This is a genomic window from Gemmatimonas groenlandica, assembly GCF_013004105.1.
In the GTDB taxonomy this organism is placed as follows: Bacteria; Gemmatimonadota; Gemmatimonadetes; order Gemmatimonadales; family Gemmatimonadaceae; genus Gemmatimonas; species Gemmatimonas groenlandica.
The window spans coordinates 398,418-422,480 of sequence record NZ_CP053085.1; the positions used below are offsets into that span (position 1 = coordinate 398,418).

Sequence of the window (24,063 nt, forward strand, 5' to 3'; positions counted from 1 at the left end):
AGCTGGGGCTGAGCAGTGTGCTGGAGGGGACGGTAGGAGTGGGACCAGTCCTGTGCAGAATCGGGAATGGGGTTATCGTCTCGCATGCCAACTCAGCCTTCACTTCGCCCGTTTGACGTCGCTGTGGCCCTTCGCCTGCTGCTGGTGCCGGAGGACCGCTACGAGCCGCTCGCCAACGCGTTGGCCACGAGCACGAGCGCTGCGCACCGGTCGGTAGCCAGGCTCCAGCACGCAGGGCTCTGCGAACCGTCCAGCCGAACGGTGAATCGGAGTGCCTGCCGGGAGTTCCTCGTGCACGGCGTTCGCTACGCGTTTCCGCCGGTGCACGGTCCGGAGCGGCTCGGAATGCCGACCGCCGGATCGCATCCAGAGCTCTCGCCCCTGTTCGGCAACGGATCGGCCATGAAGTCGATCGTGTGGCCAATGGAAGGAGGCGTGGTGCGCGGCGAAGCGCTGGTGCCGCTCTTTAATGGCGTCACCAAGGTGGCAACCCGGGATGCCAGGCTCCATCACTTGCTGGCGTGCGTGGATGTCATTCGAGTCGGCAACAGCGCCCAGCGCGACGTGGCGGCTGACGTGCTCGCGCAACGGCTTTCGCTTGCCTGACTGGCGGCCAGCCCTCTGAGGCAATCGTCTACGATGCACAAAGAGCCGCTCCGGAATCCGGGGCGGCTCAATGCATTGAAGCAATCCACACAGTCGACTCACAAAGCCAACACACAGAAGCGGGATTCCGGTGTCGGTCAGCGCCGCCACGGAGCCGGTCAAGCTAACCAGCTCGCTGACAGTACTCTCGTTGCGTCAGCCAAGCGTCATTCGTTTCGTCCCGACGCGGGAAAACCCGCCGCGCTCCAAGCGGCGAACCCGCCGCGGAGGTTCACCGCGTCGGTTCGACCGAGACGGTGGAGCAGGCTGGTCGCCACCGCGGAGCGCACGCCGGACTGGCAGTGCACGAGCAGCGTCGTGGCGGGGAGTTCGTCGAGTCGTTGACGCAGGTCGCCCAGCGGAACGTGGAGCGCACCAGCGATATGCCCCGCGTCCCACTCCGTGCGGCCTCGCACGTCGATCACCGTGGCGCCGCCGTTCGCCGTCGTCGTGGGGATGTCCGTCGCCGAGATCTGCGGAATGGTGTGCAGGTCGTGGCCGGCCTCGCGCCACACCTGAAGAGCCTCGTGCGCATCAACCCAGCCGACGATTCGATCAAATCCGATGCGTGAGAGATCTCGGACCGCGCGCTGCACGTCGTCGCTCTCCGCGTCCGCCATCAGCACGAGCTCGTCCGTCACCGGAATGATCGACCCCGCCCAGGTGCTGAAGCTCTTGGAGTAGGGTAACGACAGACTCCCGTCGATCGCGCCGTAGGCGAATTCGCTGGCCGGCCGCATGTCGAGCATCCAGCGCGTGTGGCTCGACGAACCACGGAGCGCATCGGCCGCGGCCAAGCGTGGCGCGAACGGCGGCCGGCCCAAGATCGGCGGACCATCCCGGTTGATGCGCTTCATCGCCGCGAAATAGCGTGGCGGCTCGGGCTGCCCGTCGAGCACAGCGGCCACGAACGCCGCCTCGTCCGACTCGGCGACACCCCAGTTCGAGAGCTTTTCGTAGCCGACCGTGGACGACGGCACGGCACCCAATGCCTTTCCGCAGGCGGATCCTGCGCCGTGCCCGGGCCATACCTGCAGATGATCGGGAAGCGCCCGGAACCGCTGGACCGAACGGAACAGCGTTCGCGCTCCCGCTTCCATCGTGTCAGCGATGCCGGCCGCCCGTTCCAGCAGGTCGGGGCGCCCCACATCGCCCACGAACACGAAGTCTCCGGTGAGAATCCCCATCGGGCCGGCACCGCGCGGACGATCGGTCACTACGAACGAGAGATGTTCGGGTGTGTGTCCGGGGGTGTGCAGCACATCCAGCTGGATGTTGCCCACAAAAATCGTGTCGCCGTCGTGCAGCAGCACTGCGTCATCCTGCGCGGCAAAGGCGTACTGCCACTCGGGGCCGCCTTCGGCTGACAGATACAAGCGCGCGCCGGTCGCCGCGCGGAGCTCACGGGAGCCGGACACGAAGTCGGCGTGAATATGTGTTTCGGTAACATGCGTGATGCGCAGCCCTTCAGCGCGCGCGACATCGAGATACGTCGCGGGATCGCGAAGGGGGTCGATCACGATGGCTTCGCCGGTCGCCTGGCATCCGATCACGTAGCTCGCCTGAGCGAGCGCCGGATCATAGAGTTCGCGAAAGAACATGTTTGGAATATACCGAAGGCTGGGTCGAGCGGCTTGTCACAAAAAGTTTGAGACAATTCCCGCGCCGTAACGGTGGTGCCGATGTCGCTATGCCTGGTTGCTCGTCATTGAAATAGCATGTTCCCATGTCCTCGAATCCCCCGCGCCGCCCATCGACGCTTTCTGCGGAGAAGTTCTCTGCAGCGACGCGGCCGATCGGCTGGGCGCCTGACCCGCGTGCACCGGCACGCCCCGCTGAGGCCGCGATGACGTGGTCTGCGCGGCCGCCTGCTCCTGTTGCGACGGCGTACCCGGGAGCGCGAGCTCCTGGCGTCGCCTCGCCGGTTGCCGCTGGCGTACGGGGGGCGGGTGCCCTGCCGGAGCGGGAGACAGCGCGAACGCGCGCACTCACCAAGGGTGCCGCGAAGTCGGAGAAGGACAGTCAGATCGTGACCAGCCTGGTCGTCGCGTTCGTGCTGGTCGTCCTCGCCGTCGGATCGCTGCGCGTGCGAGGCAACATGCGCGTGACCCAAAGCAAAGATGCCGTCTCCGGCACGCTCAAGGCGGTGCACGAACGGCAGTCGACGTTCCGCCTGTTGAATCAGCGCTTCGCGACCTGGCGTGAGCTCGAAGCCCGCGGCATGCGGCTGCCCACCGAGCAGGCGGTGGTCAAGTCGAACGCCACGGCATCGCACTGGTTCGTGTCCGTTCGGGACAGCGCAACCGGCGTGATTTGCGACAAGACGGGCGAATTGTTCGACGAGAGCCCGGACGAACGCCGCCCGGTGTGCCGCGAGCCCGGGAAGTAGCCGACGAAATCAGTTCGGCGGGAATCGTCGACGCGGGTTCCGATTCCCTGCTGCGGGCGATAGATCGGAGCGTGCATAACGAACCTCGATTTTCATCGCTGCGCCGGATCCGCCGCCGCGACCCGATCGCCGCCCTCGGCGCGGTCATGCTCACGCTCGCCGCGACGACGGCGCACGCGCAAGCGCGCACACGTGCCGATAGCGCGAAAGCCGACAGCGCGCGAACGACCAGCGCGCAGGCGTTGCAGGGCGTCCGCGTGACCGTCACGCGAGACGCCGCCCGCTCGCCCCTCGAACTACCCTTCGCCTGGTCGCGCGCCACTATCGATGACCGCCCGGCCCTGCGCCGCAGCGGCGTCGCCGATGTGCTGCTCGGTATCCCCGGCGTGCAGGTACAGGATCGGGCCAATCCGTCGCAGGATCCACGGATCGCCGTTCGCGGCTTTGGCGCGCGCTCAGCCTTCGGGGTACGCGGCGTGCGCGTCCTGCGCGACGGCATTCCGCTCACACTTCCCGATGGCCAGACGCCGCTCGATTGGCTCGATCTCGAATCGGTCGGTCGCGTCGATGTCATCCGCGGCACGGCAGCCGCTCTGTACGGAAATGCCGCCGGTGGCGTGATCGATTTCCGTTCGCGCGCGCCCTCGGCGCGTCCCTTTGCGATTGATGCCCGACTGTGGGATGGCGGTGGCCTGCAGCGCGGCTCCGTGCTCGCCTCGGGCAGTCGGCGTGATACCACCGGTACGGTGCAGGGTGGCGGCTGGCTCGGGTCGGTCACACGAACCACGGGCGATGGCCCGCGGCAGTGGTCGCATCTCGATGCCACCAGTGCTTTCGGCCGTGCGATGGCGACGCTGGGTGGAACGCGCTTCGAAGTGCAGGGCACGCGATACGACACACCGCGCGCCGAGAACACCGGGGCGCTCACGGCGGCCGAGCTGGCGCGCGATCCGCGACTCCCCGACTCGCTGAACATCACCCGTCGCTCGCGCAAAGCCGTTGAACAGTCGCAGCTGTCGCTGCTGGCGGCGCGCGGCGACGGAGCGAATACACTCAACGCGTCCCTCTTCGTGGGCACGCGCACGCTCGACAATCCCCTCCCGTTTGCGATCGTCGCTGTCGATCGGCATGTCGCCGGTGGGTCGCTGCATGGCGCACGGCGCACGACGCGGCTGTCGTGGCCCCTACGGCTCGGTGCGGGGGTCGATGCGCAACGTCAAGTCGACGATCGACTCAATTTCGAGAACTGCAGCACACTGGCCGCATCGGCGCCGGCCACTGCGCTCTGCCCGAAGCCGGGCAACGAACGCGGGTCCGTACGCCTCAACCAGCAGGAACGTGTGGGTGGGCTCGGCGGCTACGTCCGCGCCGAGGTGGAGGCGCCGCATCGGATCTTCGCCAGCGCGGCGCTGCGATACGACCGCGTGAACTTCGCGGTGCGCGACCGCTTCATCACGGGCACCAATCTCGATGACTCTGGCGAGCGCGTGCTCAGTGCGGTCAGCCCAATGCTGGGCATCGCCTGGCGTGCACGACCACTGCTGTCGGTCTACGCGAATCTGAGTACGGCCTTCGAGACGCCGACCATCACCGAGCTCACGAATCAGGACAACGGCGCGGCCGGCTTGAATGCGTTGCTCGATCCGCAGCGGACGCGCACGGCGGAAGTCGGCGTACAGGGCATGCTCTGGTCGCGGCTGCGGGCCGACGTGGCGCTGTTCCGCGCGACCGTGCTCGAGGAGCTCGTGCCATTCGATGTGCCCAACCAACCGGGGCGCCGCGCGTTCCGTAACGCCGGGCGTACCTCACGTCAGGGCATCGAAACCAATCTCACCGCGTCCACATCGATGTTCGATATTGGCGTGGCGCACACCTGGTCGCGCTTCGAATTCGATACCTACCGCGTGGGCGCGGCCAACTACGACGGCAAAGTGATTCCCGGTATTCCGGCGCACCTGCTGCAGGCGTACGTCACGGCCCGTCGCGCTGGCTGGTTCGCCACGGTTGACGGCACCGCGTCGTCGCGCGTCAGCGCCGACGATGCGAGCACGGTGTTCGCGGCGGGCTACGCCGCGTGGAATGTGCGCGCCGGCTACACGGCCCCACGCGTGGGGCATGTACGACTCGAGCCGACGGTCGGGATCGAAAACATGTTCGATCGTCGCTACGCCGGCTCGGTAGTGATCAACGCGACACGCTCTCGCTATTTTGAGCCCGGCCTGCCGCGCCGACTCACCTTCGTGATGCGCATTCAAGCAGAGTAGACGAGTCGAGCGCACATCACGCACTACTGATACTGGATGTACAACGGCCTCGGGGTGAGTGCGAGCAGATCGCGCGGCGTCATCATCGTGCTCCCCGAACGCCGGTCGTTCTTGTAGAACAGTTTGAAGCCCGCGAACTGGACCGGCTCGGCGTACACATACGCCGCGTACGAATCCCGCTTGAGACTCGGCGGTCCCCAGCCGTCCATGTGCATCACCACCTGCACGCGCGGATCGCGCTTGATCTTCGTGGCGTTAGTCAGCATCGGCTTGGTGAAGCGGTGCACCACCAGGATCTTCGGCGGCAGCTTCTTTTCCGTGACGAGCTTCGCGAGATAGTCGATGGCCCAGTTCACGTCGGCGGCATCGTAGCTGCCGATCTTCCGGCCGGGCTTGGTGCCGTTTTTCATGGCGAACTCGGGGTCCATGCCGAAGTGCACGTCGCGCTTGGACAGCCATGATTCGAGGCGCGGCAGTTCTTCCTGAATAGTGCTCAGCCCGACTTGCACATCAAGAAACAGCAGCGCGTTTCGCTCCTTCGCCCAACCGTACACTTTCTCGGTGAGCGCGTCGCCGTGGCGCATGCGGTACTTGCCATCCTTGCCGGCGTCGCCCTGCGCCACCGTGGTGATCAGATGCAGTGCCGGCTGTACCGGTGTGGAGGGATCGGCTTTCGTCCAGGCCGCCACTTCGCGGTCGAGCATGGCGAGCATCTCGGGCTTCGGATATTCGCCCAGCACACCCATGCGTTTCGAAAATGGATTGCCGTAGTACGCGATGATGCGCTTGGCTGGGAGCACGCTGCCCGGCAGCGGCGCGGGGCCTGGCACGGGCCACACCGGCACGGGTTTACCGGCGAGAGCACGGGCCGCTGCCGACGTGCCAGTGGCCGGATAGGCGTACTTTGGGCCTGAGTCGGGCTTGAGTGTACTCCCTGCCGGCTTCGTAGCCCTAACCTGTGCCTGCTTGGTGGAGTCTTGCGCAGTGAGCGGCGATACGACGCGCGTGGTCGCGAGGACAAACAGTATGGATGCCGCGATCACGCGCGGCGAAACACGAGAAGTCATCTGGAACAATCTAGATGACCGACTGGCACGATACGGGAACCGGTCTCATTGTGTGGCTGGTTGAGTTAGTGTTCCATCGCACGACTCGCGCACGCCAGTCTCCTCCATTCGTCCCGCTGCCATGAACGAAACGACAACCGTTCCCGAGGATTTTGACGGATTTCTCCTCGACTTCGTCCCCGTGCACGACGGCATCTGGAGCCTGTACGGCATCGATGACGACCGTCCGGTCGCGATGTGGAGTCGTCCGCACGCCGAGCGCTATGCGCAGCGTCTGCAGGAAGCGACGGCGCGCGAGAAAATCGCGGAATGGGCGCTGGGTGATGTGACGGCGAAGAACCTTCCCGCTTGCATCTTGAAGGCGGAAGCGACGCTCGCCACAGCGCGTGCCGCGACCGCCCTGTGGTCGGAGCGCCTGCGCGTCGTGAATTCGTTTCGGCCGGAGTAGCCTTTCAGTAACTCACGACTCCAAACTTCGACTCAAGACTCGAGACTCACGTGAGTCTAGAGTCTTGAGTGAAAGTTTGGAGTCGCGAGTATTTCTGCGATTCTTAGTGAATGCGGAGCACGAACGGCATGCGCGCGTACACGCCGCGCGGGTCGTTGTAGCGCAGCAGCACGTCCAGCTCATGTGTGATGTCACGAGCCAGTGAGCTGGCCGGGCCGCGTCCCGACAGGAGGGCGTTGGCACCGGCCGGCGAGGCCGCACGGATCGCCGCTGCCACCGGCGTCGGCTTGTTGTCCAGCATATCCGTCAGCTTCTCGGTCGCGCTCTTCACGCGCGGGTACTCGCGCACGTCGTAGTCGCCGGTGATCTTCGCCAGTGTGGCGGCGCTCTTCAGGGCGGCATCGAGTCCGCCCATCGAGTCCACGAGACCGATGCGCATCGCATCGTCGCCCGACCACACGCGCCCTTCGGCAATCGCCCGGACCGAGTCCGGCGTCAGCTTGCGCGCCGTCGACACGCGCGTGATGAACGCCTCGTACACGGCGTCGGTCCCGCGCTGCAACACCGCGAGTTCAGCCTCGGACCGAGGACGCGCGATCGAGAACAGGTCGGCATAGCGTCCGGTCTTCACAGTATCGAAGGTCACGCCATTGCGATTGGCCAGCGTCTTGATGTTTGGCACGAGCGAGAACACGCCGATCGATCCCGTGATCGTGTTCGGCTGGGCGAACACGCGGACGGCCGCCGTGCTGATCCAGTAGCCACCGCTCGCGGCCACCGTGCCCATCGACACCACGATCGGCTTCTTCTTGGCGATGAGCGTCAATTCGCGCTGGATCTGCTCGGAGGCGATCGCACTGCCGCCCGGGCTGTTCACGCGCAGCACCACAGCCTTCACCTTCGCGTCGTTGCGTACGCGGCGCAGTTCGCGCGCCATTGATGCGCCGCCGATCGTGCCGTCGCCGCCTTCGCCATCCACGATATCGCCTTCGGCATACACGATCGCGATCGTCTGACTGGCGCTGAAGCTGCGATCCTTCGCCACGGCGATCGGGGCGTACTCGCCCAACGTGATCTGCGGCAGCGTCGGCCGGTCGAGCAGCCTGGCCATCTCCGCAGCGCGGGTGCTGTCCTTGGCGCTCGGTTTGGCCCCATCGGCCGAACGCGCCGCCGAGGCGAGCTTCTGCAAGTCGTCCAACACGTCGTCGAAGTACGCGATACGGTCCACCAGCTTGGCCGCCTTGGCGTCGGCGGCGAGAATGATGCCCTGTGTATCCACGATGGTCTGCAGCGCAACCGTGTCGATGCCACGACTCTGCGCGACACCGCGCTTCACTTCACTCCACAGATCGCCCAGGTACGACTCGGTTTGCAGTCGATTCTCCGGGCTCATCTCCTGCCGCGTGAATGGTTCGACCGCCGCCTTGAAGCGGCCGACGCGGCTCACCTGCATGCCGATGCCGTACTTCTCGAACATGCCGGTGAAGAACACTTGCTCCGACGCCAGACCCGGCATCAGCAGTGATCCGAAGGGGTCGAGCGTGACGACGCTGGCGGCCGAGGCCACGTAGTAGTCGCGCGTATCCGGATTCACGAGGTAGGCATGGACCGGCTTCTTCGACTGCCGGAAGGTGGCGATCGCCGCGCGCAGTTCGCGCAGCGCCGCGAAGCCCGAGGCGTAGCCGTCAGCGGAAATGGAGCCACGCAGGAGAATGCCACTGATGCGATCGTCGTCGGCGGCGGCCTTGAGCGCGATGGTCGCGGCGCGCAGTGGGATGGCGCCACCACGCCCGGCCGAGAGTGCGTCGTCGAGAAAGGATCCCGGCTTCGTTTCGGCAGGCCGATCAGAGAAGGCGCGATCCAGATCGATCACGAGCACCGAGCCATCGGCGACCTCCACGGGAGCCTTTGAGCCGGCCGAGGCGGCGATGCCGACGATCAGCAGGATGCCGCCCACGACGCAGATCGCGATCGTGAGCAGGTTGGCGGCGATGGCGGTCAGAAACTGCTTCATCATGATCCGGACTCGAGAGGAATCGGCGCGCGTGGTCAGAAGCTCCTACGTTGTTCGCGTCGAAAAAGCTCCAGAAGGGTATACCCGAGGCCCAGTCTCCTCAAAACATGACGGTGGCGTCGCAATTGGGGCTTGCCGACGTCCTGATCCGGCCACAGCTTCCAAGGGAGCAGGTCACCCCGCCGTACCCCCGCTGTACACCCGCCTGGAGGACGTCCGTCCATGCCCGCCTACAAGGCCCCACTCGACGATATCCGCTTTCTGCTGCATGACGTCCACGATGTCGCGCAGTTGGCCGCACTCCCCGGCTTCGAGGACGCGACGCCTGACATGATCGATGCCGTGCTCGTCGAAGGCGCCAAGATCTGCGAGGAGGTGCTCTTCCCGATCAATCAGAGCGGCGACACGGAAGGGGTGAAGTACGAGAACGGCGAGGTACGCACGCCGAGCGGCTTCAAGGAGGCGTACGCGCAGTACGCGGCGGGTGGCTGGACCGGCGTGGCGGCCGATGCGAAGTACGGCGGACAAGGGCTGCCCGAGTCGGTGCGCTTCGTGATGGAGGAGATGCTCTGCTCCTCGAACCTGTCGTTCAGCATGTATCCCGGGCTCACGCACGGCGCGGTGAGCGCGCTGCTGAGTCACGGATCGGACGAGCTCAAGGATCGCTTTCTTCCCAAGCTGATCGACGGCACGTGGGGTGGTACGATGTGCCTGACCGAAGCGCACGCCGGCACCGACCTCGGCATCATCACCACGAAGGCCGTTCCCGCCGGTGATGGCGCCTACAAGATCAACGGCACGAAGATCTTCATCTCGGCTGGCGATCACGATCTGACGGAAAACATCGTCCACCTGGTGCTGGCCAAATTGCCGGATGCCCCCGGCGGCACGAAGGGGATCTCGCTGTTTCTGGTACCGAAGTATCTGCCGAAGGAAGACGGCTCGCCCGGCACTCGCAACGGCGTCACGGTGGGCTCCATCGAGCACAAGATGGGCATCAAGGCCTCGGCCACGTGCGTGTTGAATTTCGAAGACGCCACGGGCTGGATGGTGGGCGAACCGCACAAAGGCATGCGGGCGATGTTCGTCATGATGAACGGTGCGCGCCTCGCCGTCGGCTTGCAGGGATTGGGACTGGCGGAGGTCGCGTATCAGAATGCGTTGTCGTACGCCAAGGACCGTCTGCAGGGACGCTCGCTGACAGGACCGAAGAATCCTTCGGGACCCGCCGATTCGATCCTCGTGCACCCCGATGTGCGCAAAGGCTTGTTGCGCATCAAGGCGTTCAACGAAGGCATGCGTTCGTTGGCGTACTGGGTCGGTATCCGCATCGATCTCGAGCATCGACATGCCGATCCCGCGGTGCGTGAGGCGGCCGAAGATCTGGTGGCGCTGATGACACCGGTGATCAAGGCGTTCCTCACCGACAAGGGGTTCGACAACACGAACATCGCGTTGCAGACGCTGGGCGGGCACGGGTACATCAGGGAGTACGGCATCGAGCAGTACGTGCGTGATGCGCGTATCGCGCAGATCTACGAAGGCACGAATGCCGTGCAAGCGCTCGACCTCGTGGGTCGCAAGCTGCCGATGGAAGGCGGGCGCTTGGTACGTCGCTTCTTCGAGCTGGTGAAGGGCGACGTGGATGCGGCGGCGCAGGTGGACGGCCTCGAGGAGTTCGCGAAGCCACTGGGCGGTTCGCTGTATCAGTTGCAGAAGGCGACGATGCTGCTGGCCGAGAAGGGCTTTGCGAATCCTGATGAAGTCGGTGCGGCGGCCACGGAGTATCTGCATCTCATGGGATACGTGGCGGTGGGGTGGCAGTGGCTGCGCATGGCCACCGTTGCGCAGGAGCAGCTGGCGGCGGGGAAGGGTGACAAGCGCTTCCTGCAGGCGAAGCTGAAAACGGCGCGCTTCTATTTCGGGCGATTGTTGCCGGAAGCGGCGACGCTGCTGGCGGCGATTCAGGCTGGCTCCGCGCCGATCATGGCGTTCGCTGACGACGAGTTCTAGAGGGACGCAGGGCGTAACGACTGTGCCCGCCGTGTGACGGTCACGCGGCGGGTACTCAACTCCTGGGTGGGACGTGCCGATGTTCAAGGCAACCTCACACCCACTTCATGTTCTTCAAGAAGCTCGTGTCCGAGCCCCGCCCCTCGATCGAACGAAGCAGTTCGAACGGCGCGTCCGGCTCCCCAGTCCTGAAATCGATCTCCGGCGGCCCAGGCACCGAGATCTCCGTCGCGCCCACCGCACAGAGCAGCGAGAACGCTCTCGGTCTGGTGCTCGATGCCCTCGGTGGCGTCCTCACCGCGCTCTCACGCTATCCGATCGATCTCCCGGATCGACCCGCGGAAAAGAGCGCGGAAGAGATCGCGCGATGGCAGCGTCATGCGACCATGGGATATCCCCTGGAAGAAGGGGCTGGTACGCTCGGCGTGGCCGACCGTGATTGGGACGGTGTTGTTCGTGCGGTGACCGAACAGCGGCGGGAAGAGCACAAGTACGTGGACTCGTCGATCACCGAACTCCGTGAGGCCCTCTGGGCCTGCGTCGAGACGGTGCACAACGCGGTGAAGATCGATCATACGGCCGACGCGTCGACGGAGACGCAGATGGACCGGGCGAAGAACGCGCTGAAGCGGATGCAGACCGGGTCGATCAAGCAGGAAGTGCTGGGCGCCGTGCTGGCGATCGAGGGGGCGCTGCAGTCGCGCCGCGATCAGCAGCAGGAGCAGTACGTGTCGCTGGCCACGAAGCTCGACCGCATGGGCAAGCAGCTCGAAGAAGCGCGGAAGGAGAGCACGACCGACCCGCTGACCGGCATCGGCAATCGCAAGCTGTTCGACATGATGGGGCCGCGCGCGGTGCAGATGTTCGCGCTGGGCCGTCAGCCGGTGGTGCTGCTGATGATCGACCTCGACAAGCTCAAGCTGGTGAACGACATGTACGGACATCAGGCGGGTGACGCCGCGATCGCGAACCTGGGCGGCGCGTTGTCGAAGGTGTTCCTGCGTCAGAGCGATGTGCTCTGTCGGTACGGCGGCGACGAGTTCGTGGCCATCCTGCACAACACCGACTGGAAGATGGCGCAGACCTTGGCGCGTCGACTGCAGGAGCAGGTAGCGGCCATGCCGGCGCCGCATCCGGCGATGGAGTTCTCGATCGGTGCGTCCGTGGGCGTGGCCCAGCTGGAAGCGCACGAAGAGGTGGATGAATGGATTGCGCGTGCCGACAAGGCCTTGTACAAGGCCAAGCAGAATGGTCGGGACCGGGTGTGTGTGGCGGAAAGCCTCTTGCTCAAAACGGCCTGATTAGGCCGGTTGAGCGGGCGGCAATGCAAAGCGGGCCCGGTCAATTGACCGGGCCCGCTTTGAGTTTGTGCGTCGTACGGACGGGCCGCGCGAGTTACGCGGCGAGGTTCCGACGGCGGCGGGCGAAGCCGAAGATGCCGAGGAGGCCGGAGGCCATTAGGGCGTAGGTCGAGGGCTCGGGGACCGAGGTGATGTTCGGGTTGTCGCCGCAGGTGTAACCGCCGGTGTTGGTGGCGTTGAAACAGCGGAGCGATACGGCGGCGCCGTTCTGATTCGTACCTTGCGCGAAATATCCAAACCCGAGCGTGTTGAGCGTCTGCTGCGTAATGACCTGCGATGTTGCGAAATTGAGCTGAAGGTAGCCGCTTGTTCCGTCTGCGCGAAAGTAGCCAGAAGCGAACGACGAAGCGAGTCCGATGAGCCCCTGCTGCTGCGGAGTAGAACTCGCTCCACCGATCCCAGTGAGGCCGGTGCTCGCGAAGAGATTGTTGCCTGCACCGTCGGCAAACGTCGGGGAACCCACCACGGGGCCGTTGATGATGTTTGCCGCCGAACCCGCCTGCAAGTTCGATCCCGAGACGCTTTGAAGAGCGAAGGCGTTGCTCGTTCCGAAGAATCCGACATCGGTGATGCGAATGTTCTGCATCGTACCGCCGGCGCCTAGACGCACGGAAAAGCTGTTTGCACCGGTTAGCTGGAACGAGTAGGTGCTACAAAAGGTCAGCCCACCGTTTGCCCAGCAAAGGTCAGCAGCGCGCGCCTCCGTGGCTCCAAAGGTCATACCAGCGGCAACAGCGAGTGAGGCAATAAGTCGACGATTCATGAAAAACTCCGTGCTTCGGGGGGAAGCGATCTTTCCGCAATGGCCGCTCATGGTGTACAAGCGACGCTTCGGACATGTTCTCGGCTAACTTGTAGAGCAGAATGCGGACCAGAGTTCATGGCGTAGCGCCGGTCTGTAAGTGGTATCGCTTCAACATGTTAGCTGCGATTAACTGATGTTCACATAAATAGTGTAGTTGTTGCGCAACAATTAAGTGCGTCCGCACCACATCATGAAGAAAAATACACTAAGTCTCATCCGTGCAAGTGAAGCAAAATCAATGCTTTGCATGATGGCAGGTTCATTATGTCCGGCTCATGAACGCGGCATGCGTCTTGAAGTATCGATCACAGAGGATCCCAAGTGCACGAGCCAAAATACGTCAACAGGTACCATCGATGAAGAAATTCATTTTGACTGCGACTTTTGCTGCAACCGCGTTCGTTACCTCCCCGACGGTGTCGGCCGCGCAGACGACGCTGTTCGACCTGCAGAACGTCTGCGCTACGGGGCTCTTTAAGACCTGTGCCGATGGCAAGATGCTGAAGTACACGGCGCCGAACTACTTCAGCTTCCAGGTCAAGAATGAAGAGGCTTCCCAGAAGTTCACGAGCATTCTGATGTTCCTGGACAAGACGGCGAATGCGTCGGTGTACAGCGCGCTTCCGTCTGGCTGGTCGATCGACAACCAGCCCTTTAATGGTCAGATCTGGTACAACGGCACGCTCTGCAACCAGGGCGGCGGACTCGGCTGCCCCACCGTGTACAAGTTTGACTTCCTCAACAACGGTCAGGGCCTCGCGGCAGGCGCCAGCGCAACGTTCAACTTCACGCTGAGCGACAACACCGCAACACCGATCGGTTTCGGCTTCCACGCGCAGAGCGGCCCGAATGGCCAGTCACAGTGGATCGCCATGGGCGGTACGGGAGTCTTCAACATCACCTCCGTCCCCGAGCCCTCCACCTACGCCCTCATGGCGTCGGGCCTGCTCGGCATCTTCGGCTTCGCCCGTCGCCGTCGCAACAACGCCTGAGTCGTCCCCCCGTTCCACCCCTGCTTCAGCAGGCAGCTCCACTGAATGCACCGCCTCGGCCAGTCGCCGAGGCGGTTTTGTTTTGCCCTCGTCTCGACACCGTGAACGAATGCAAATGTGATCCGACCCGCCGCTCAACAGTCTGATCCGACAAGCGCGCGCCGCGACCACTTGGGTCTCGACCAGCGCTACCATCATCTGTCGGAGTCTTGCAATGAAGTGGTCTGCTCTCGCCGCCGCGTTCACCGCCGCGCTGCTGTCCGTTATGCCGGCTCAGGCCAGCGCGCAGTCCATTGCGTGCGCTATGGGCTCGTCACTCTGCGTCGGCTACGAGATCACCGACTACACGACCACCGGCCTGTCGCTTCGCGTCTGGAACGCGAGCCCTTCCATCCAGCAAGCGCGCATCGAATCGATCGCGCTCTGGAACATCGGTGGCATCAGTGGTGCCCTGCATGATTGGAGCGCCTCCAACGACGTGACTGTGGACAACGCCGGCGCTGGCTGGAGCTACGGCACCCCAAGCGGATGGATCAGCGGCCCGGTTTCCACTCCCTCGCTTTCGGCCAAAACCGGCACGAACGGCGGTATCGTCGGCCAGGCCGGTTCGGCCGGCGGCGGTACCAGGTGGCAAACCGCCAACGCCAACGTGAATGACCCGAGCGCGTTTCTCACGTTCCGGTTCACCTACACCGGCGCCCCCGCACTACTCGCGAACAACGTGCTATTCGGATTCCGCGCCAAGTCACTCGAGCCCACCGTCGACGACGCCGCGTCGTATAAGTGCGATCCCACCAGCACCAATTGCGCGCTCGTGGAGTGCCAAGGCACCAACTGCGCCCATTACACGGCCATCGTCCCCGAACCGCAAACCATCGCGCTCGTCGCCACCGGACTGCTAGGGCTCATCGCCGTGTCTCGCCGCCGCCGCAACCAATAGCGCCGTTGCCCGCTTTTAATTCTTAGCGCCCCTCATTCATAGCGCGGTCAACTCTTAGCGCCCCTAATTCCTAGCGCCGTTCGCCGTTAGGCCCGCGCCCGCTGCTCTCAACGCATTCAATATCACCGCCACATCGATCGCCTCTTGTATCAGCGCCCCCGCAATCGGCGTCAGCATCCCCGCCGCCGCAAACCCCATCCCCACCAGCGAGAGCCCGAGCCCCACACCAATAGACTGCTTCGCGATCATCAACGATCGCCGTCCAATCCGCACCGCCTCCGGCACGCGACGCGGGTCATCAATGAGCAGCACCACATCGGCCGCTTCCGCGACCACACCGCCGCCGTGTCCGGCCAACGCAATGCCAACCGTCGCCGTGGTCAACGACGGCGCGTCGTTCGTGCCGTCGCCTACCATGACCACCCGACGACCGCGCGCTTCCAAGGCTGCCACGCGCGCGACCTTCGCCTCCGCCGTGAGATCGCCTTCGTACTGCGAAATCCCGACCTCGCGCGCGATCTTCGCCACATTCTCGGCCTTGTCGCCGGAATACAGATACGCGTCGCTGATCCCGAGCGCGGCCAGTTCCGCGAACATCGGCGCCAGATCGTCGCGCAGTTCATCGGCGAACTCAATGCGGGCGACCGCAGGTACAAAGCCGTTCTCCACGCCGCCGTGACTGCCGTCGGTCGCCACATACGCGCGCAACCCCGATACGCCGACTTCCAACGCGGCCAACCGCGCGGCCAACGACGGCACCCGCTCGCGTACGAAGTCGGGCGACCCCACCGCGACATAGCGTCCGTTCACCATCCCCGTCACGCCGCGCCCCGGCGTTTCCACCAACTCGGTCGCGATCATCATCGTGGCACCACGAGACTCCGCCTCGGCCACGATCACGCGGGCCAGCAAATGTCCGGAGCCTTGTTCCACGGCGGCTGCGACCTCGAGCATCGTCACGTCTGACGTCCCGTCGTCAGTCACGACCTGATGCACCCGCGGCTTGCCGACGGTAAGGGTGCCCGTCTTGTCGAACACCGCCGAGTTCACCGACGCCAGCGCTTCGAGCGCGCCACCGTTGCGCACGATGATCGACCGACGCGCCGCGCGATTGATGCCACCAATGATCGCCACCGGTGCCGCTAAAATGAGCGGGCAGGGCGTGGCCACCACCAGCACCGCCAGCACACGGGTCCAGTCGTGTGACACGAGCCACGCCATCAGGCAGGCGCCAAGCGTGAGCGGGGTGAACCACACGGCCCATTTATCCGCCGTACGCTGTAGTGGGCTCTTCGACGCCTGCGCGGTCCGCACCAGATCCACGATCCTGGCGTACTGACTGTCTTGTGAGGTGCGTACGGCGCGCAGCGTCAACGCGCCCTCCTGATTCACACTACCGGAGAGCAGCGACGTGCCGGTCGCGGCGCGCACGGGAATCGGCTCGCCGGTGAGTCGTGAGGTGTCGACGTGCGACGAGCCGCCCACCACGGTGCCGTCGCAGGGCACTAATTCGCCGGGACGGACGAGCAGCTCATCGCCCGGCGCGATCTCCGTGGCCTCGATGTCGTGGACCTGTCCCTTCACCACGCGGTGCGCCGTGCGCGGTGCATCGGCTTCCAGTGACTTCACGGCACTCGAGGCGCGCGCCACCGCGTACGCATCGAGCGCCTCTCCGCCGGTCTGCATGAGCACTACCACGAGACCAGCCAACGGTTGTCCCAACAGGATGGAGCCGGCGATCGCCAGCATCGCCACCACGTCAGCGGCGAACTCGCCGCGCAACAACCCGGCAAAGGTCCGCCACGCCACGGGAATTCCCGTGAGAACGAGACCGACAAACCAGATGCGATTGCGCCAGGGATCCGCGCTCACCACGAGTGGCGCGACCGCACCCGCCGCGAGGAAAGCGAGCGCGGCCGCCGGCAAACGGGGGATGGACGTCCAGCGCATCAGCAGGTCTGCGTGAAGGAATCGAGAAACCGAAGGTGCGGCAATCCAATCGGGTAGGAATCGGCCCGATGCTGGAAAGATACCGGTCCGAGAGGCTATTCTCGTGGGATGGCTGACACGCATTCGCTTGAAGCGCTCGCGGCAATCGTCGACATCGCCGCTGACGCCATTATCGCGCTCGACAACGACTTCCGCATCGTGCGTTTCAACAAGGGCGCCGAGCAGATTTTTGGTTGGACCGAAGAAGAGATGCTGAAGCAACCTCTCGATCGGTTACTGCCCATGACGGCGCGTCCTGTCCACCGTGGACATGTACGCACCTTCGCCGAGGGGAGTACCGAATCGCGCCGAATGGCAGAGCGCCGCGAAATTGCCGGACTTCGTCGCAACGGTGAACAGTTCCCCGCCGAAGCGTCGATTGCACGCGTGACCATCAATGGCGAACGCACCTTCATGGTCACGTTGCGCGATGTCAGTGCGCGGCGCTACGGTGAGGAGCGACAACAGCTGTTGGCCACGGCCGGCTGGGTCTTGGCGGCGTCGCTCGATGTGGAGTCGACGATGGCGACAATCACCGAGCTGCCGGTGCCGCTGTTGGGCGACTGGAGCGTACTCGAATTGCTGTCGCCGCAGGGACACATCCGACGCGTTGCCGCCACGCATAAAGATCCGCTGCGCCATGATGAATCGTCGGCGCTGGTTTCCCGCGTGTCGGAATTGCTCGAAGCCGACCTTCCGGCAACGAGCGCCGGACGTGTCGCGCACGAAACAGAAGCGCAGCGCATCACCGACGTGGCATCATGGCTGTCGGCGAATTTTCACGACGCGGCCTCACGCGTGCGGGCGGAAGCGCTTGGTGCGAGCGCGGTGTTGATCGTGCCACTTCGCGCCGGTGGGCGGGCGATCGGTGCGCTCCATCTCGTGCGGTCGCGGCCTGGTTCGACGCACAGCATCGAAGAAGTGGTCGTGGCCGGTCAGTTTGCCGGTCTCGCTGCCTTGGCCCTCGAAAACGCGAGACTGTATCAGGAATCGCGACGCGCCGTGCGTGAGCGCGACGACATGCTGGCCATCGTGTCACACGATCTGCGGAATCCGGTAAATGCCATCGTCATGCTCACGGGGGCCGTCCTCAATCGCGAGCCCGGCGATGAGCGGCCGCTGATGGATCGTGATGATGTCGAGGCGATTCGCGGCGCGGCCCGGCAGGCCGATGGCCTGATTCAGGATCTGCAAGACGTCTCCCGTATCGCGACCGCGCGTCTACAGGTGGAACGACAGCCCGTATTGCTGTCAGAGTTGGTGAAGGAGTCGGCCGACATGTTCGAGCCGGTAATGGAAGATGCGATCCTGCGTTTCGTACGACAGATCGACGACCAATTGCCACCGGTTCAGGCCGACCGTCATCGCATTGAGCAGGTACTGTCCAACCTCCTCGGCAATGCCGTGCGCTTCACACCGCACGGCGGCGAGATTGTGCTCACGGCCTCGCGCCATCACGACCACGTGCGGATCAGCGTGTGCGATACTGGCCCAGGTGTCGCCCCTGACGACGTACCTCGGCTGTTCGAACGCCACTGGCAGGCACCGCGACTGCTGCGCGCGGGTTCGGGACTCGGACTCTTTATCGCCAAGGGCATCGTCGAAGCACACGGCGGCGAGATCGGCGTGGAGAGCGTGATCGGAGAGGGCAGCGAGTTCTGGTTCACGGTGCCGCTGTAATCCTTCGTATCGTGCACTGGTCACGCCGCGTACACCACGAACGCCGCGACGGTGGTGTCGGTCACTCCAGCACGACCGGGGCGACGAGTCCGGTATCGAGGTCGTACACACCGCCGGCGATCACGAGCTCGCCGCGCGCTACCCGTCGGGCAATTACCGGAGAAGCCTCGCGGAGCACCTCCGCTTGGATCTGCACGTTGCGGCGGATTGCTTCGTTGAGATCGCCCCTCGCTTCCTTGGCCGCGCGACGAATATGCTGGTAGAGCGTCGAGATCTGTCCCGGCACGTCGTGGCCTTCCATCGTGGCCGTGACGGCACCGCAGCGTGTGTGGCCAAGCACGTACAACACCTGCGCGCCAAGTACCTCGGTACCGAACTCCAGCGAGCCGATGATCGCGGCATCGGCCACATTGCCGGCAATGCGCGTGACGAATAGATCGCCGAACCCTTGGTCGAAGACGATCTCGACTGGGACGCGCGAATCCGCACAGCCGAGGAACGCCGCAAATGGCGCCTGCGTGTCGCTGACTTCCTTGAGGCGCGCCATGTGGCGATTCGGCGCCGTGATCTCCCCGCTGGCGAAGCGTGCGTTACCGGCGTACAGCGCAGCGAGCGCAGCCTGTGGATCGCGGTTTTCGTGGGGCATAGGCACGGTCAATGAGGCAAAAGGGCGGACCACGACGGTGGCGAATGCAAAAAACGCCGCAGTCCTTACGGGCTGCGGCGTTCGTGCGTCAAGAAAACGCGGAGTGTTAGTGCTTGGCTTCAGCGGCCGGAGCAGCAGCGGCGCCTTCGGCGGCCGGAGCGGCCTCGTGCTTCGCGGCACCAGTGTGCTTCGCGTTGTCTTCCGCGTGATACACCTGGAAGTTCATCGGGTCGCGCGGATGCCGGTACGTATTCTTGTGGATCGTGTAGGCCGTGAATAGCAGCCCCAACGTGGCCACCGTGGTCACGGCGGCGGCAGGCCAGCCCAGCTTGTTCGGATCGTACGCGACACTCATAAAGACACCCCGACGGGAAAGCGCAAACGGCGAAGAAGAACACTTCAGCGCAGGGAAGCTATACAGGGCCGCGTCATTCTTCCACCCTCGGCCCGGTATCGCGCGAGCTATCGACCAAACGGGCCGGAATGATCGCGCTACTCCCGTAGCGGTCCCGGATCTGGTCGAGTGCCCGCGTGAGCGCCCGATCCTTGGCGTTTTCGACCGGTTCCCCTTCCGGCACGGGCGGCGGCGAGGCCGCGAAAAAGCCGAGCTGGGTGACGGCGCCGGTCCCGGAGCCGCTGTCGTCGTCGAAGTGCGAAAGCCCGATGCCGACCAGGCGCACTCCGACCCGCCGTTTGCCCCGGAGCGCCCGGTACAGTACCCGCGCCGCTTTGATCACCGACTTCTCGGACTCGATCGGCTGGGCCAACGTCCGCTGGGCCGATCGCGTCTTGAAGTCGGCATCTTTGAGCTTCACCGTGACGGTTCTCGCCCGGAGCCCCTGACGGCGCAGGTCGGTGCTCACGCGGACCGCCAACCGGAGCAGTTCGCGCTCGATGAGGTCGTCGTCGTGCAAGTCGCGCCCAAACGTCTCCTCGCGACTCACCTGCTTCTGGACCTCGCGAGGCGTCACGATGCTATCATCGATGCCCCGAACGCGCCGATGCAGCCAGGCGCCGGCGCGCTCCCCGAGGCGGGACTGCAGGTCGGCCTCGCTCCACCGCTGCGCGTCGGCGATGGTCTCCAGCCCCATGCGCTCCAGCGTGGCCGAGAACCGCGGGCCAACCATCGGCAGGTCGGCCAGCCGGAATGGCGCCAGAAACGCGGATTCCTGGCCGGGCGTGACGCAGCGTACGCCGGTAGCGCCAGAACCGGGCTTTGGCTTGGCCAGTTCGACCGCCATCTTGGCGACCAACCGCGATGTCCCGCCGCCGATGGAGACCGTGAGACCGGTGGCGGAGAACACCGCGTCCCGGATACGATGCGCCGTGGCCTCGAGCGACTCGTGACCGTACAGCGCTTCGGTGCCGCCCATGTCGCAGTACCACTCGTCGATGCTCGATGCCTGGACGATCGGGGCGAAAGTGGCCAGCACCTGCTGGATCTGCTTGCTGCGCGCGCTGCAGGCACCGCGGGGTACCGGCACGCAGGTGGCCTGTGGGCACAGTTTGAGCGCACGCGAGATGGGCATCGCCGAGCGCACTCCGTAGGCGCGGCACTCGTACGAGGCACTGCACACCACGCCGCGTGAACCAGGCCGACCACCCACGATCAGCAACGACGCCTTGCCCGCACCGTCCGGATCCTCCTGGCGTGCCACGGCCACGAAGAACGCGTCGGCGTCGACCAGCAGAATGCGGCGTGGCGAAAGAGTGGTCATGTCCGGGGAAAGCGGTGGCCCTGACGCAAGCTAGCAGCAATCTTGAAGAATGACGCCCGCCATCCTGTTAGTGCGAAAAGCCAAGATCGCGCACGACGTGCTCTCCTATGAGCACGACCCGGCCGCCGAATCGTACGGACGCGAAGCCGTGGACCTGTTGCAACTCGAGCCCACGATGGTGTTCAAGACACTCGTCGCCGACGCGGAAGGCGTTGGACTCGTCTGTGCCGTGGTACCCGTGCTGATGATGCTCGATCTGAAAGCGCTGGCCGATGCGGTGGGCGCCCGACGTGTACGCATGGCCGACCCAGCGGCGGCGGAACGGGCCACCGGCTACGTCGTTGGCGGGATCAGTCCGTTGGGCCAGAAGAAACAACTCCCGGTGGTGATCGATGCGACTGCGCTCGCCTTCGAACGCGTCTACGTGAGCGCCGGCCGTCGCGGACTCGAACTCTCGTTGGCGCCGATGGATCTGGTGAAGCTCTCGCGGGGGCGCACGGGGCCGATCGCCCGCGCGTAGTCGCTCTGATGCGCGCGTTACACCGCTCGCGGACGCGACGGGCCTTCGGCCAGTTCGTCGAGGGCCGGTCCGCGACCGCGTGCTTCCACGGGCCAGCGCGTCTCGACGGCGTGGCCACGCACCCCGATGATTTCGTCGAACAGATGGACGACAATGCAGACGTGGTTGGGCACGACGCGCACCTGATCGCCCAGTCGTGGGCGCCAGTCCGTCTTGGAGAGATCGAGGATGCCATGCTCTTCCGACATCCGTGACACCACGACCTCGGGATGATCGAGTAGCGCGCCGTAGCCGTCGCCCTCAGCGCGCAGTGGCTCGCGGCCGAGCGCCTTCGTGCCGGCATCGATGACCGCCTGTCCCTTCACCGCCACGCTCACCACCGTGGCAAGCACGGTGAGCGCGCAATCATCCCAGTCGCACGCGCCGATCATCGCCGTGGTGCGATCGTTGTACACATACGTTCCGGGTCGCACTTCCGTCACGCCGGGGACTTCGTGCATGCGCCAGGCGGCCGGCGTGGAGCCGCCGCTGACGATGCGCGGCGGCAAACCCGCGGCTTCGAACGCCTGCACATAGGTCGCGATGTTCGCACCGAGCTGCGAGAGCGCCGCGCCCTGTTCGCCCACGGCCTCGCGAATGTGGCCGGGATAGAAGAGCATGCCGGCGAAATTCAGTGCCGACGCACGATCGATGTGCTTCGCGATCGCGACCGCACGCTCGGGCGATGACACACCAACGCGATGCATGCCGAGATCCGCTTCCACGAGTACGTCGAACTGTCGTTGCCCGAGTCGTGCCGCGACGTTGAGGGCGTCGAGCGCATTGGCGTCGTCAGCGGCGACGGTCACACGCACCGCTCTCGGCAGCCGCGCGAGCCGTTCGAGTCTCGCTGCCCCGACCGGCGGGTACGCCACCAGCAGATCCTCGCAGACCTCCGCCATCACTTCGGCCTCCCGCAGTGTGGCGCACGTCAGCCCGACGGCGCCCAGGCGGAGTTGGTCGGCGGCAATCCGTGGCGACTTGTGTGTTTTGACGTGCGGCCGCAGTTGAAGCCCGTGCAGGGTGGCGTACGCCGCCATTCGGTCCAGATTGAACGCGAGCCGATCCATGTCGACGATCGGTACCGGTGTCTCGAGCTGCTCGAGATACGTCGTCATCGCGCCCCCTTCTCTTCGAGACCGTAAAAATGCCACACGCTGACGCACCGTCCGATCGTCCGTGGACTCCCGTCGTGCTGCCCAACCTGCCGGCGCCTGCGGGAGCCTACTCTCCGGGCGTGCGCACCGCAAATATGGGGAGCCTCTTGTTCGTCTCCGGTCAGACGCCGAGGGACCAAGCCACCGGGGACATCGTCGAAGGAGACGTCGAAGCGCAGACGCGCCTCACCCTCGCCAACATGGAGCGGATCCTCATTGCCGGCGGTGCCACGCTGGCCAACGTGGTCAGCATCACGGTGTATCTGGCCGATGAGAACGATTGGGGAACGTTCGATCGTGTGTACCGCACGGTGTTCTCAGCGCCATATCCGGCGCGAGCCGTGGTCGGTGCATCGCTGCGCGGCATCCGCGTCGAAATCTCGGCGATCGCCGCGCTCTAGGCATTCGCGATGACGCCGCCGCGGATCGTGGTGTACGCCACGAGTCGACCCTTTCGCGTGCAGTGCGACGCGCTGCTGCGCGCGGCCGGGGCGGCGGCGCGTCTCGCCAGTCGACAGGCGGAGCTCGCCAAGGCCGTCGGCGAGGGGACGATCGCGGCAGTCATCGCGGAGGATGAACGTCACGCGGAGATGGCGCGCGCCGTCACTCGCGCGGTCGTGATACCGCGAGCGCCCGGCGAATCGATCGAGGCGATCGTCGCGCGGGCGCTCGGTGCTGCAGGGACGTAAACGGATCAGCCGAGGTCGAGCGAGTAGCCCTCGCCGCGTACGGTCCGGATGTCGACCACGCTTCCGGACTCCCGCAGTCGCTTGCGCAGCTGAGCGACGTGCACATCGACGACGTTCGAGCCGGGATCGAACTGCAAGTGCCACACATTCTCGAGGAGCATCGGCCGCGTGACCGTTTCACCGGCACGCATCGCCAGAAACTCGAGCAGTGAATACTGCCGCGCCGTCAGGTTGACCGGCTTGCTGTGGCAGTGCACCTCGTGTGACACGCGATTGAGCGTCAGATCGCCGGCACTGACACGCTCCATCGATCGCGCGCCACCGCGGCGAATCGCCGCCCGTACCCGGGCCGCCAGTACTTCGTTGGGAAACGGCTTCTGCAGATAGTCATCGGCTCCGGCGTCGAGCGCGCGAACGACATCCGCGGTCGTATCGTGCGCCGTGGCGACCACAATCGGCGTGGTGCTTCCTTCGCGGCGAAGATCCTGTAGCACGGCGAGACCGTTGCGATCGGGCAACTCGAGATCGAGAACGATCGCATCGTACGCGGTCGACAGCGCGAGCCGTCGTCCATCTTCGGCAACCGGTGCGATGTCGACGTCGTATCCATCGTCGATCAGGACCTGACGCATCAGATCAGCGACGAGTCGATCGTCTTCGATGACCAAGATCCGCATTCGCGTGCCG

Annotated in this window: 22 protein-coding genes; 12 read left to right on the forward strand and 10 right to left on the reverse strand. The window is 64.9% G+C overall.

From position 1 onward, the window contains the following. The first annotated feature begins 84 nt into the window (after nucleotides 1-84). Nucleotides 85-606: a MarR family transcriptional regulator gene (locus HKW67_RS01610; RefSeq protein WP_171223734.1), complete on the forward strand. Its 522-nt coding sequence runs from the start codon at nucleotides 85-87 to the stop codon at nucleotides 604-606. A 206-nt stretch (nucleotides 607-812) separates the two neighbouring features. On the opposite strand, the gene HKW67_RS01615 is transcribed toward HKW67_RS01610, so the two are convergent. Then, on the reverse strand, nucleotides 813-2,246 hold the full coding sequence (locus HKW67_RS01615; protein ID WP_171223735.1) for an MBL fold metallo-hydrolase: 1,434 nt from the start codon (nucleotides 2,244-2,246) through the stop codon (nucleotides 813-815). A gap of 245 nt (nucleotides 2,247-2,491) precedes the next feature. On the opposite strand from HKW67_RS01615, the gene HKW67_RS01620 reads away from it, so the two are divergent. Beyond that, a complete protein-coding gene (locus tag HKW67_RS01620; protein ID WP_171223736.1) occupies nucleotides 2,492-3,034 on the forward strand; it encodes a hypothetical protein in 543 nt (180 codons plus the stop codon). A gap of 71 nt (nucleotides 3,035-3,105) precedes the next feature. Then, entirely contained in the window at nucleotides 3,106-5,298 is a 2,193-nt protein-coding gene (locus HKW67_RS01625) for a TonB-dependent receptor family protein (RefSeq protein ID WP_171223737.1), read from the forward strand. A 23-nt stretch (nucleotides 5,299-5,321) separates the two neighbouring features. Here HKW67_RS01625 and HKW67_RS01630 read toward each other — a convergent pair whose 3' ends face one another. Further along, nucleotides 5,322-6,365: a hypothetical protein gene (locus HKW67_RS01630; protein WP_171223738.1), complete on the reverse strand. Its 1,044-nt coding sequence runs from the start codon at nucleotides 6,363-6,365 to the stop codon at nucleotides 5,322-5,324. 121 nt (nucleotides 6,366-6,486) lie between these two features. On the opposite strand from HKW67_RS01630, the gene HKW67_RS01635 reads away from it, so the two are divergent. Then, entirely contained in the window at nucleotides 6,487-6,813 is a 327-nt protein-coding gene (locus HKW67_RS01635; protein WP_171223739.1) for a hypothetical protein, read from the forward strand. 103 nt (nucleotides 6,814-6,916) lie between these two features. Here HKW67_RS01635 and sppA read toward each other — a convergent pair whose 3' ends face one another. Then, the gene (gene sppA, locus HKW67_RS01640; protein ID WP_206044565.1) at nucleotides 6,917-8,830 is read right to left on the reverse strand and encodes a signal peptide peptidase SppA; all 1,914 of its coding nucleotides are present in this window, start codon (nucleotides 8,828-8,830) and stop codon (nucleotides 6,917-6,919) included. A 219-nt stretch (nucleotides 8,831-9,049) separates the two neighbouring features. Here sppA and HKW67_RS01645 point away from each other — a divergent pair, with 219 nt between their 5' ends. Both HKW67_RS01645 and HKW67_RS01650 read left to right on the forward strand, forming a co-directional pair. Further along, nucleotides 9,050-10,840, forward strand: coding sequence for an acyl-CoA dehydrogenase C-terminal domain-containing protein (locus HKW67_RS01645; RefSeq protein WP_171223740.1), 1,791 nt, complete (start codon nucleotides 9,050-9,052; stop codon nucleotides 10,838-10,840). 107 nt (nucleotides 10,841-10,947) lie between these two features. Next, complete coding sequence (locus HKW67_RS01650; protein ID WP_171223741.1) at nucleotides 10,948-12,141, forward strand: GGDEF domain-containing protein; 1,194 nt, start codon at nucleotides 10,948-10,950, stop codon at nucleotides 12,139-12,141. A 94-nt stretch (nucleotides 12,142-12,235) separates the two neighbouring features. On the opposite strand, the gene HKW67_RS01655 is transcribed toward HKW67_RS01650, so the two are convergent. After that, nucleotides 12,236-12,964 carry a PEP-CTERM sorting domain-containing protein gene (locus tag HKW67_RS01655; RefSeq protein ID WP_171223742.1) on the reverse strand — a complete coding sequence of 243 codons (729 nt, stop codon included), beginning with the start codon at nucleotides 12,962-12,964 and terminating at the stop codon, nucleotides 12,236-12,238. 458 nt (nucleotides 12,965-13,422) lie between these two features. Between HKW67_RS01655 and HKW67_RS01660 the strand changes: the two genes are divergently transcribed. After that, nucleotides 13,423-13,998, forward strand: a complete 576-nt coding sequence (locus HKW67_RS01660; RefSeq protein ID WP_171223743.1) for a PEP-CTERM sorting domain-containing protein — start codon at nucleotides 13,423-13,425, stop codon at nucleotides 13,996-13,998. 214 nt (nucleotides 13,999-14,212) lie between these two features. Next, the gene (locus HKW67_RS01665; protein ID WP_171223744.1) at nucleotides 14,213-14,938 is read left to right on the forward strand and encodes a PEP-CTERM sorting domain-containing protein; all 726 of its coding nucleotides are present in this window, start codon (nucleotides 14,213-14,215) and stop codon (nucleotides 14,936-14,938) included. Nucleotides 14,939-15,001: 63 nt separating this feature from the next. On the opposite strand, the gene HKW67_RS01670 is transcribed toward HKW67_RS01665, so the two are convergent. Next, nucleotides 15,002-16,888, reverse strand: coding sequence for a heavy metal translocating P-type ATPase (locus HKW67_RS01670; RefSeq protein ID WP_171223745.1), 1,887 nt, complete (start codon nucleotides 16,886-16,888; stop codon nucleotides 15,002-15,004). A 108-nt stretch (nucleotides 16,889-16,996) separates the two neighbouring features. Between HKW67_RS01670 and HKW67_RS01675 the strand changes: the two genes are divergently transcribed. Then, nucleotides 16,997-18,607, forward strand: a complete 1,611-nt coding sequence (locus HKW67_RS01675; protein WP_171223746.1) for a sensor histidine kinase — start codon at nucleotides 16,997-16,999, stop codon at nucleotides 18,605-18,607. A gap of 61 nt (nucleotides 18,608-18,668) precedes the next feature. Here HKW67_RS01675 and HKW67_RS01680 read toward each other — a convergent pair whose 3' ends face one another. From HKW67_RS01680 to dinB, 3 genes are all read right to left on the reverse strand, one after another. After that, nucleotides 18,669-19,253: a carbonic anhydrase gene (locus HKW67_RS01680; RefSeq protein WP_206044566.1), complete on the reverse strand. Its 585-nt coding sequence runs from the start codon at nucleotides 19,251-19,253 to the stop codon at nucleotides 18,669-18,671. Between the two features lie 106 nt (nucleotides 19,254-19,359). Then, nucleotides 19,360-19,608 (reverse strand): hypothetical protein, encoded by a 249-nt coding sequence (locus tag HKW67_RS01685; RefSeq protein ID WP_171223748.1) that lies wholly within the window; start codon nucleotides 19,606-19,608, stop codon nucleotides 19,360-19,362. 73 nt (nucleotides 19,609-19,681) lie between these two features. Continuing rightward, nucleotides 19,682-20,971, reverse strand: coding sequence for a DNA polymerase IV (dinB, locus tag HKW67_RS01690; protein ID WP_171223749.1), 1,290 nt, complete (start codon nucleotides 20,969-20,971; stop codon nucleotides 19,682-19,684). A 49-nt stretch (nucleotides 20,972-21,020) separates the two neighbouring features. Between dinB and ybaK the strand changes: the two genes are divergently transcribed. After that, complete coding sequence (gene ybaK, locus HKW67_RS01695; protein WP_171223750.1) at nucleotides 21,021-21,491, forward strand: Cys-tRNA(Pro) deacylase; 471 nt, start codon at nucleotides 21,021-21,023, stop codon at nucleotides 21,489-21,491. 17 nt (nucleotides 21,492-21,508) lie between these two features. On the opposite strand, the gene HKW67_RS01700 is transcribed toward ybaK, so the two are convergent. Beyond that, a complete protein-coding gene (locus HKW67_RS01700; protein WP_171223751.1) occupies nucleotides 21,509-22,648 on the reverse strand; it encodes an alanine racemase in 1,140 nt (379 codons plus the stop codon). Nucleotides 22,649-22,677: 29 nt separating this feature from the next. Between HKW67_RS01700 and HKW67_RS01705 the strand changes: the two genes are divergently transcribed. After that, nucleotides 22,678-23,088 carry a RidA family protein gene (locus HKW67_RS01705; RefSeq protein ID WP_171223752.1) on the forward strand — a complete coding sequence of 137 codons (411 nt, stop codon included), beginning with the start codon at nucleotides 22,678-22,680 and terminating at the stop codon, nucleotides 23,086-23,088. A gap of 9 nt (nucleotides 23,089-23,097) precedes the next feature. Next, the gene (locus HKW67_RS01710; protein WP_171223753.1) at nucleotides 23,098-23,376 is read left to right on the forward strand and encodes a hypothetical protein; all 279 of its coding nucleotides are present in this window, start codon (nucleotides 23,098-23,100) and stop codon (nucleotides 23,374-23,376) included. 5 nt (nucleotides 23,377-23,381) lie between these two features. Here HKW67_RS01710 and HKW67_RS01715 read toward each other — a convergent pair whose 3' ends face one another. Then, nucleotides 23,382-24,053: a response regulator transcription factor gene (locus HKW67_RS01715; RefSeq protein WP_171223754.1), complete on the reverse strand. Its 672-nt coding sequence runs from the start codon at nucleotides 24,051-24,053 to the stop codon at nucleotides 23,382-23,384. Between the last annotated feature and the right edge of the window lie 10 nt (nucleotides 24,054-24,063).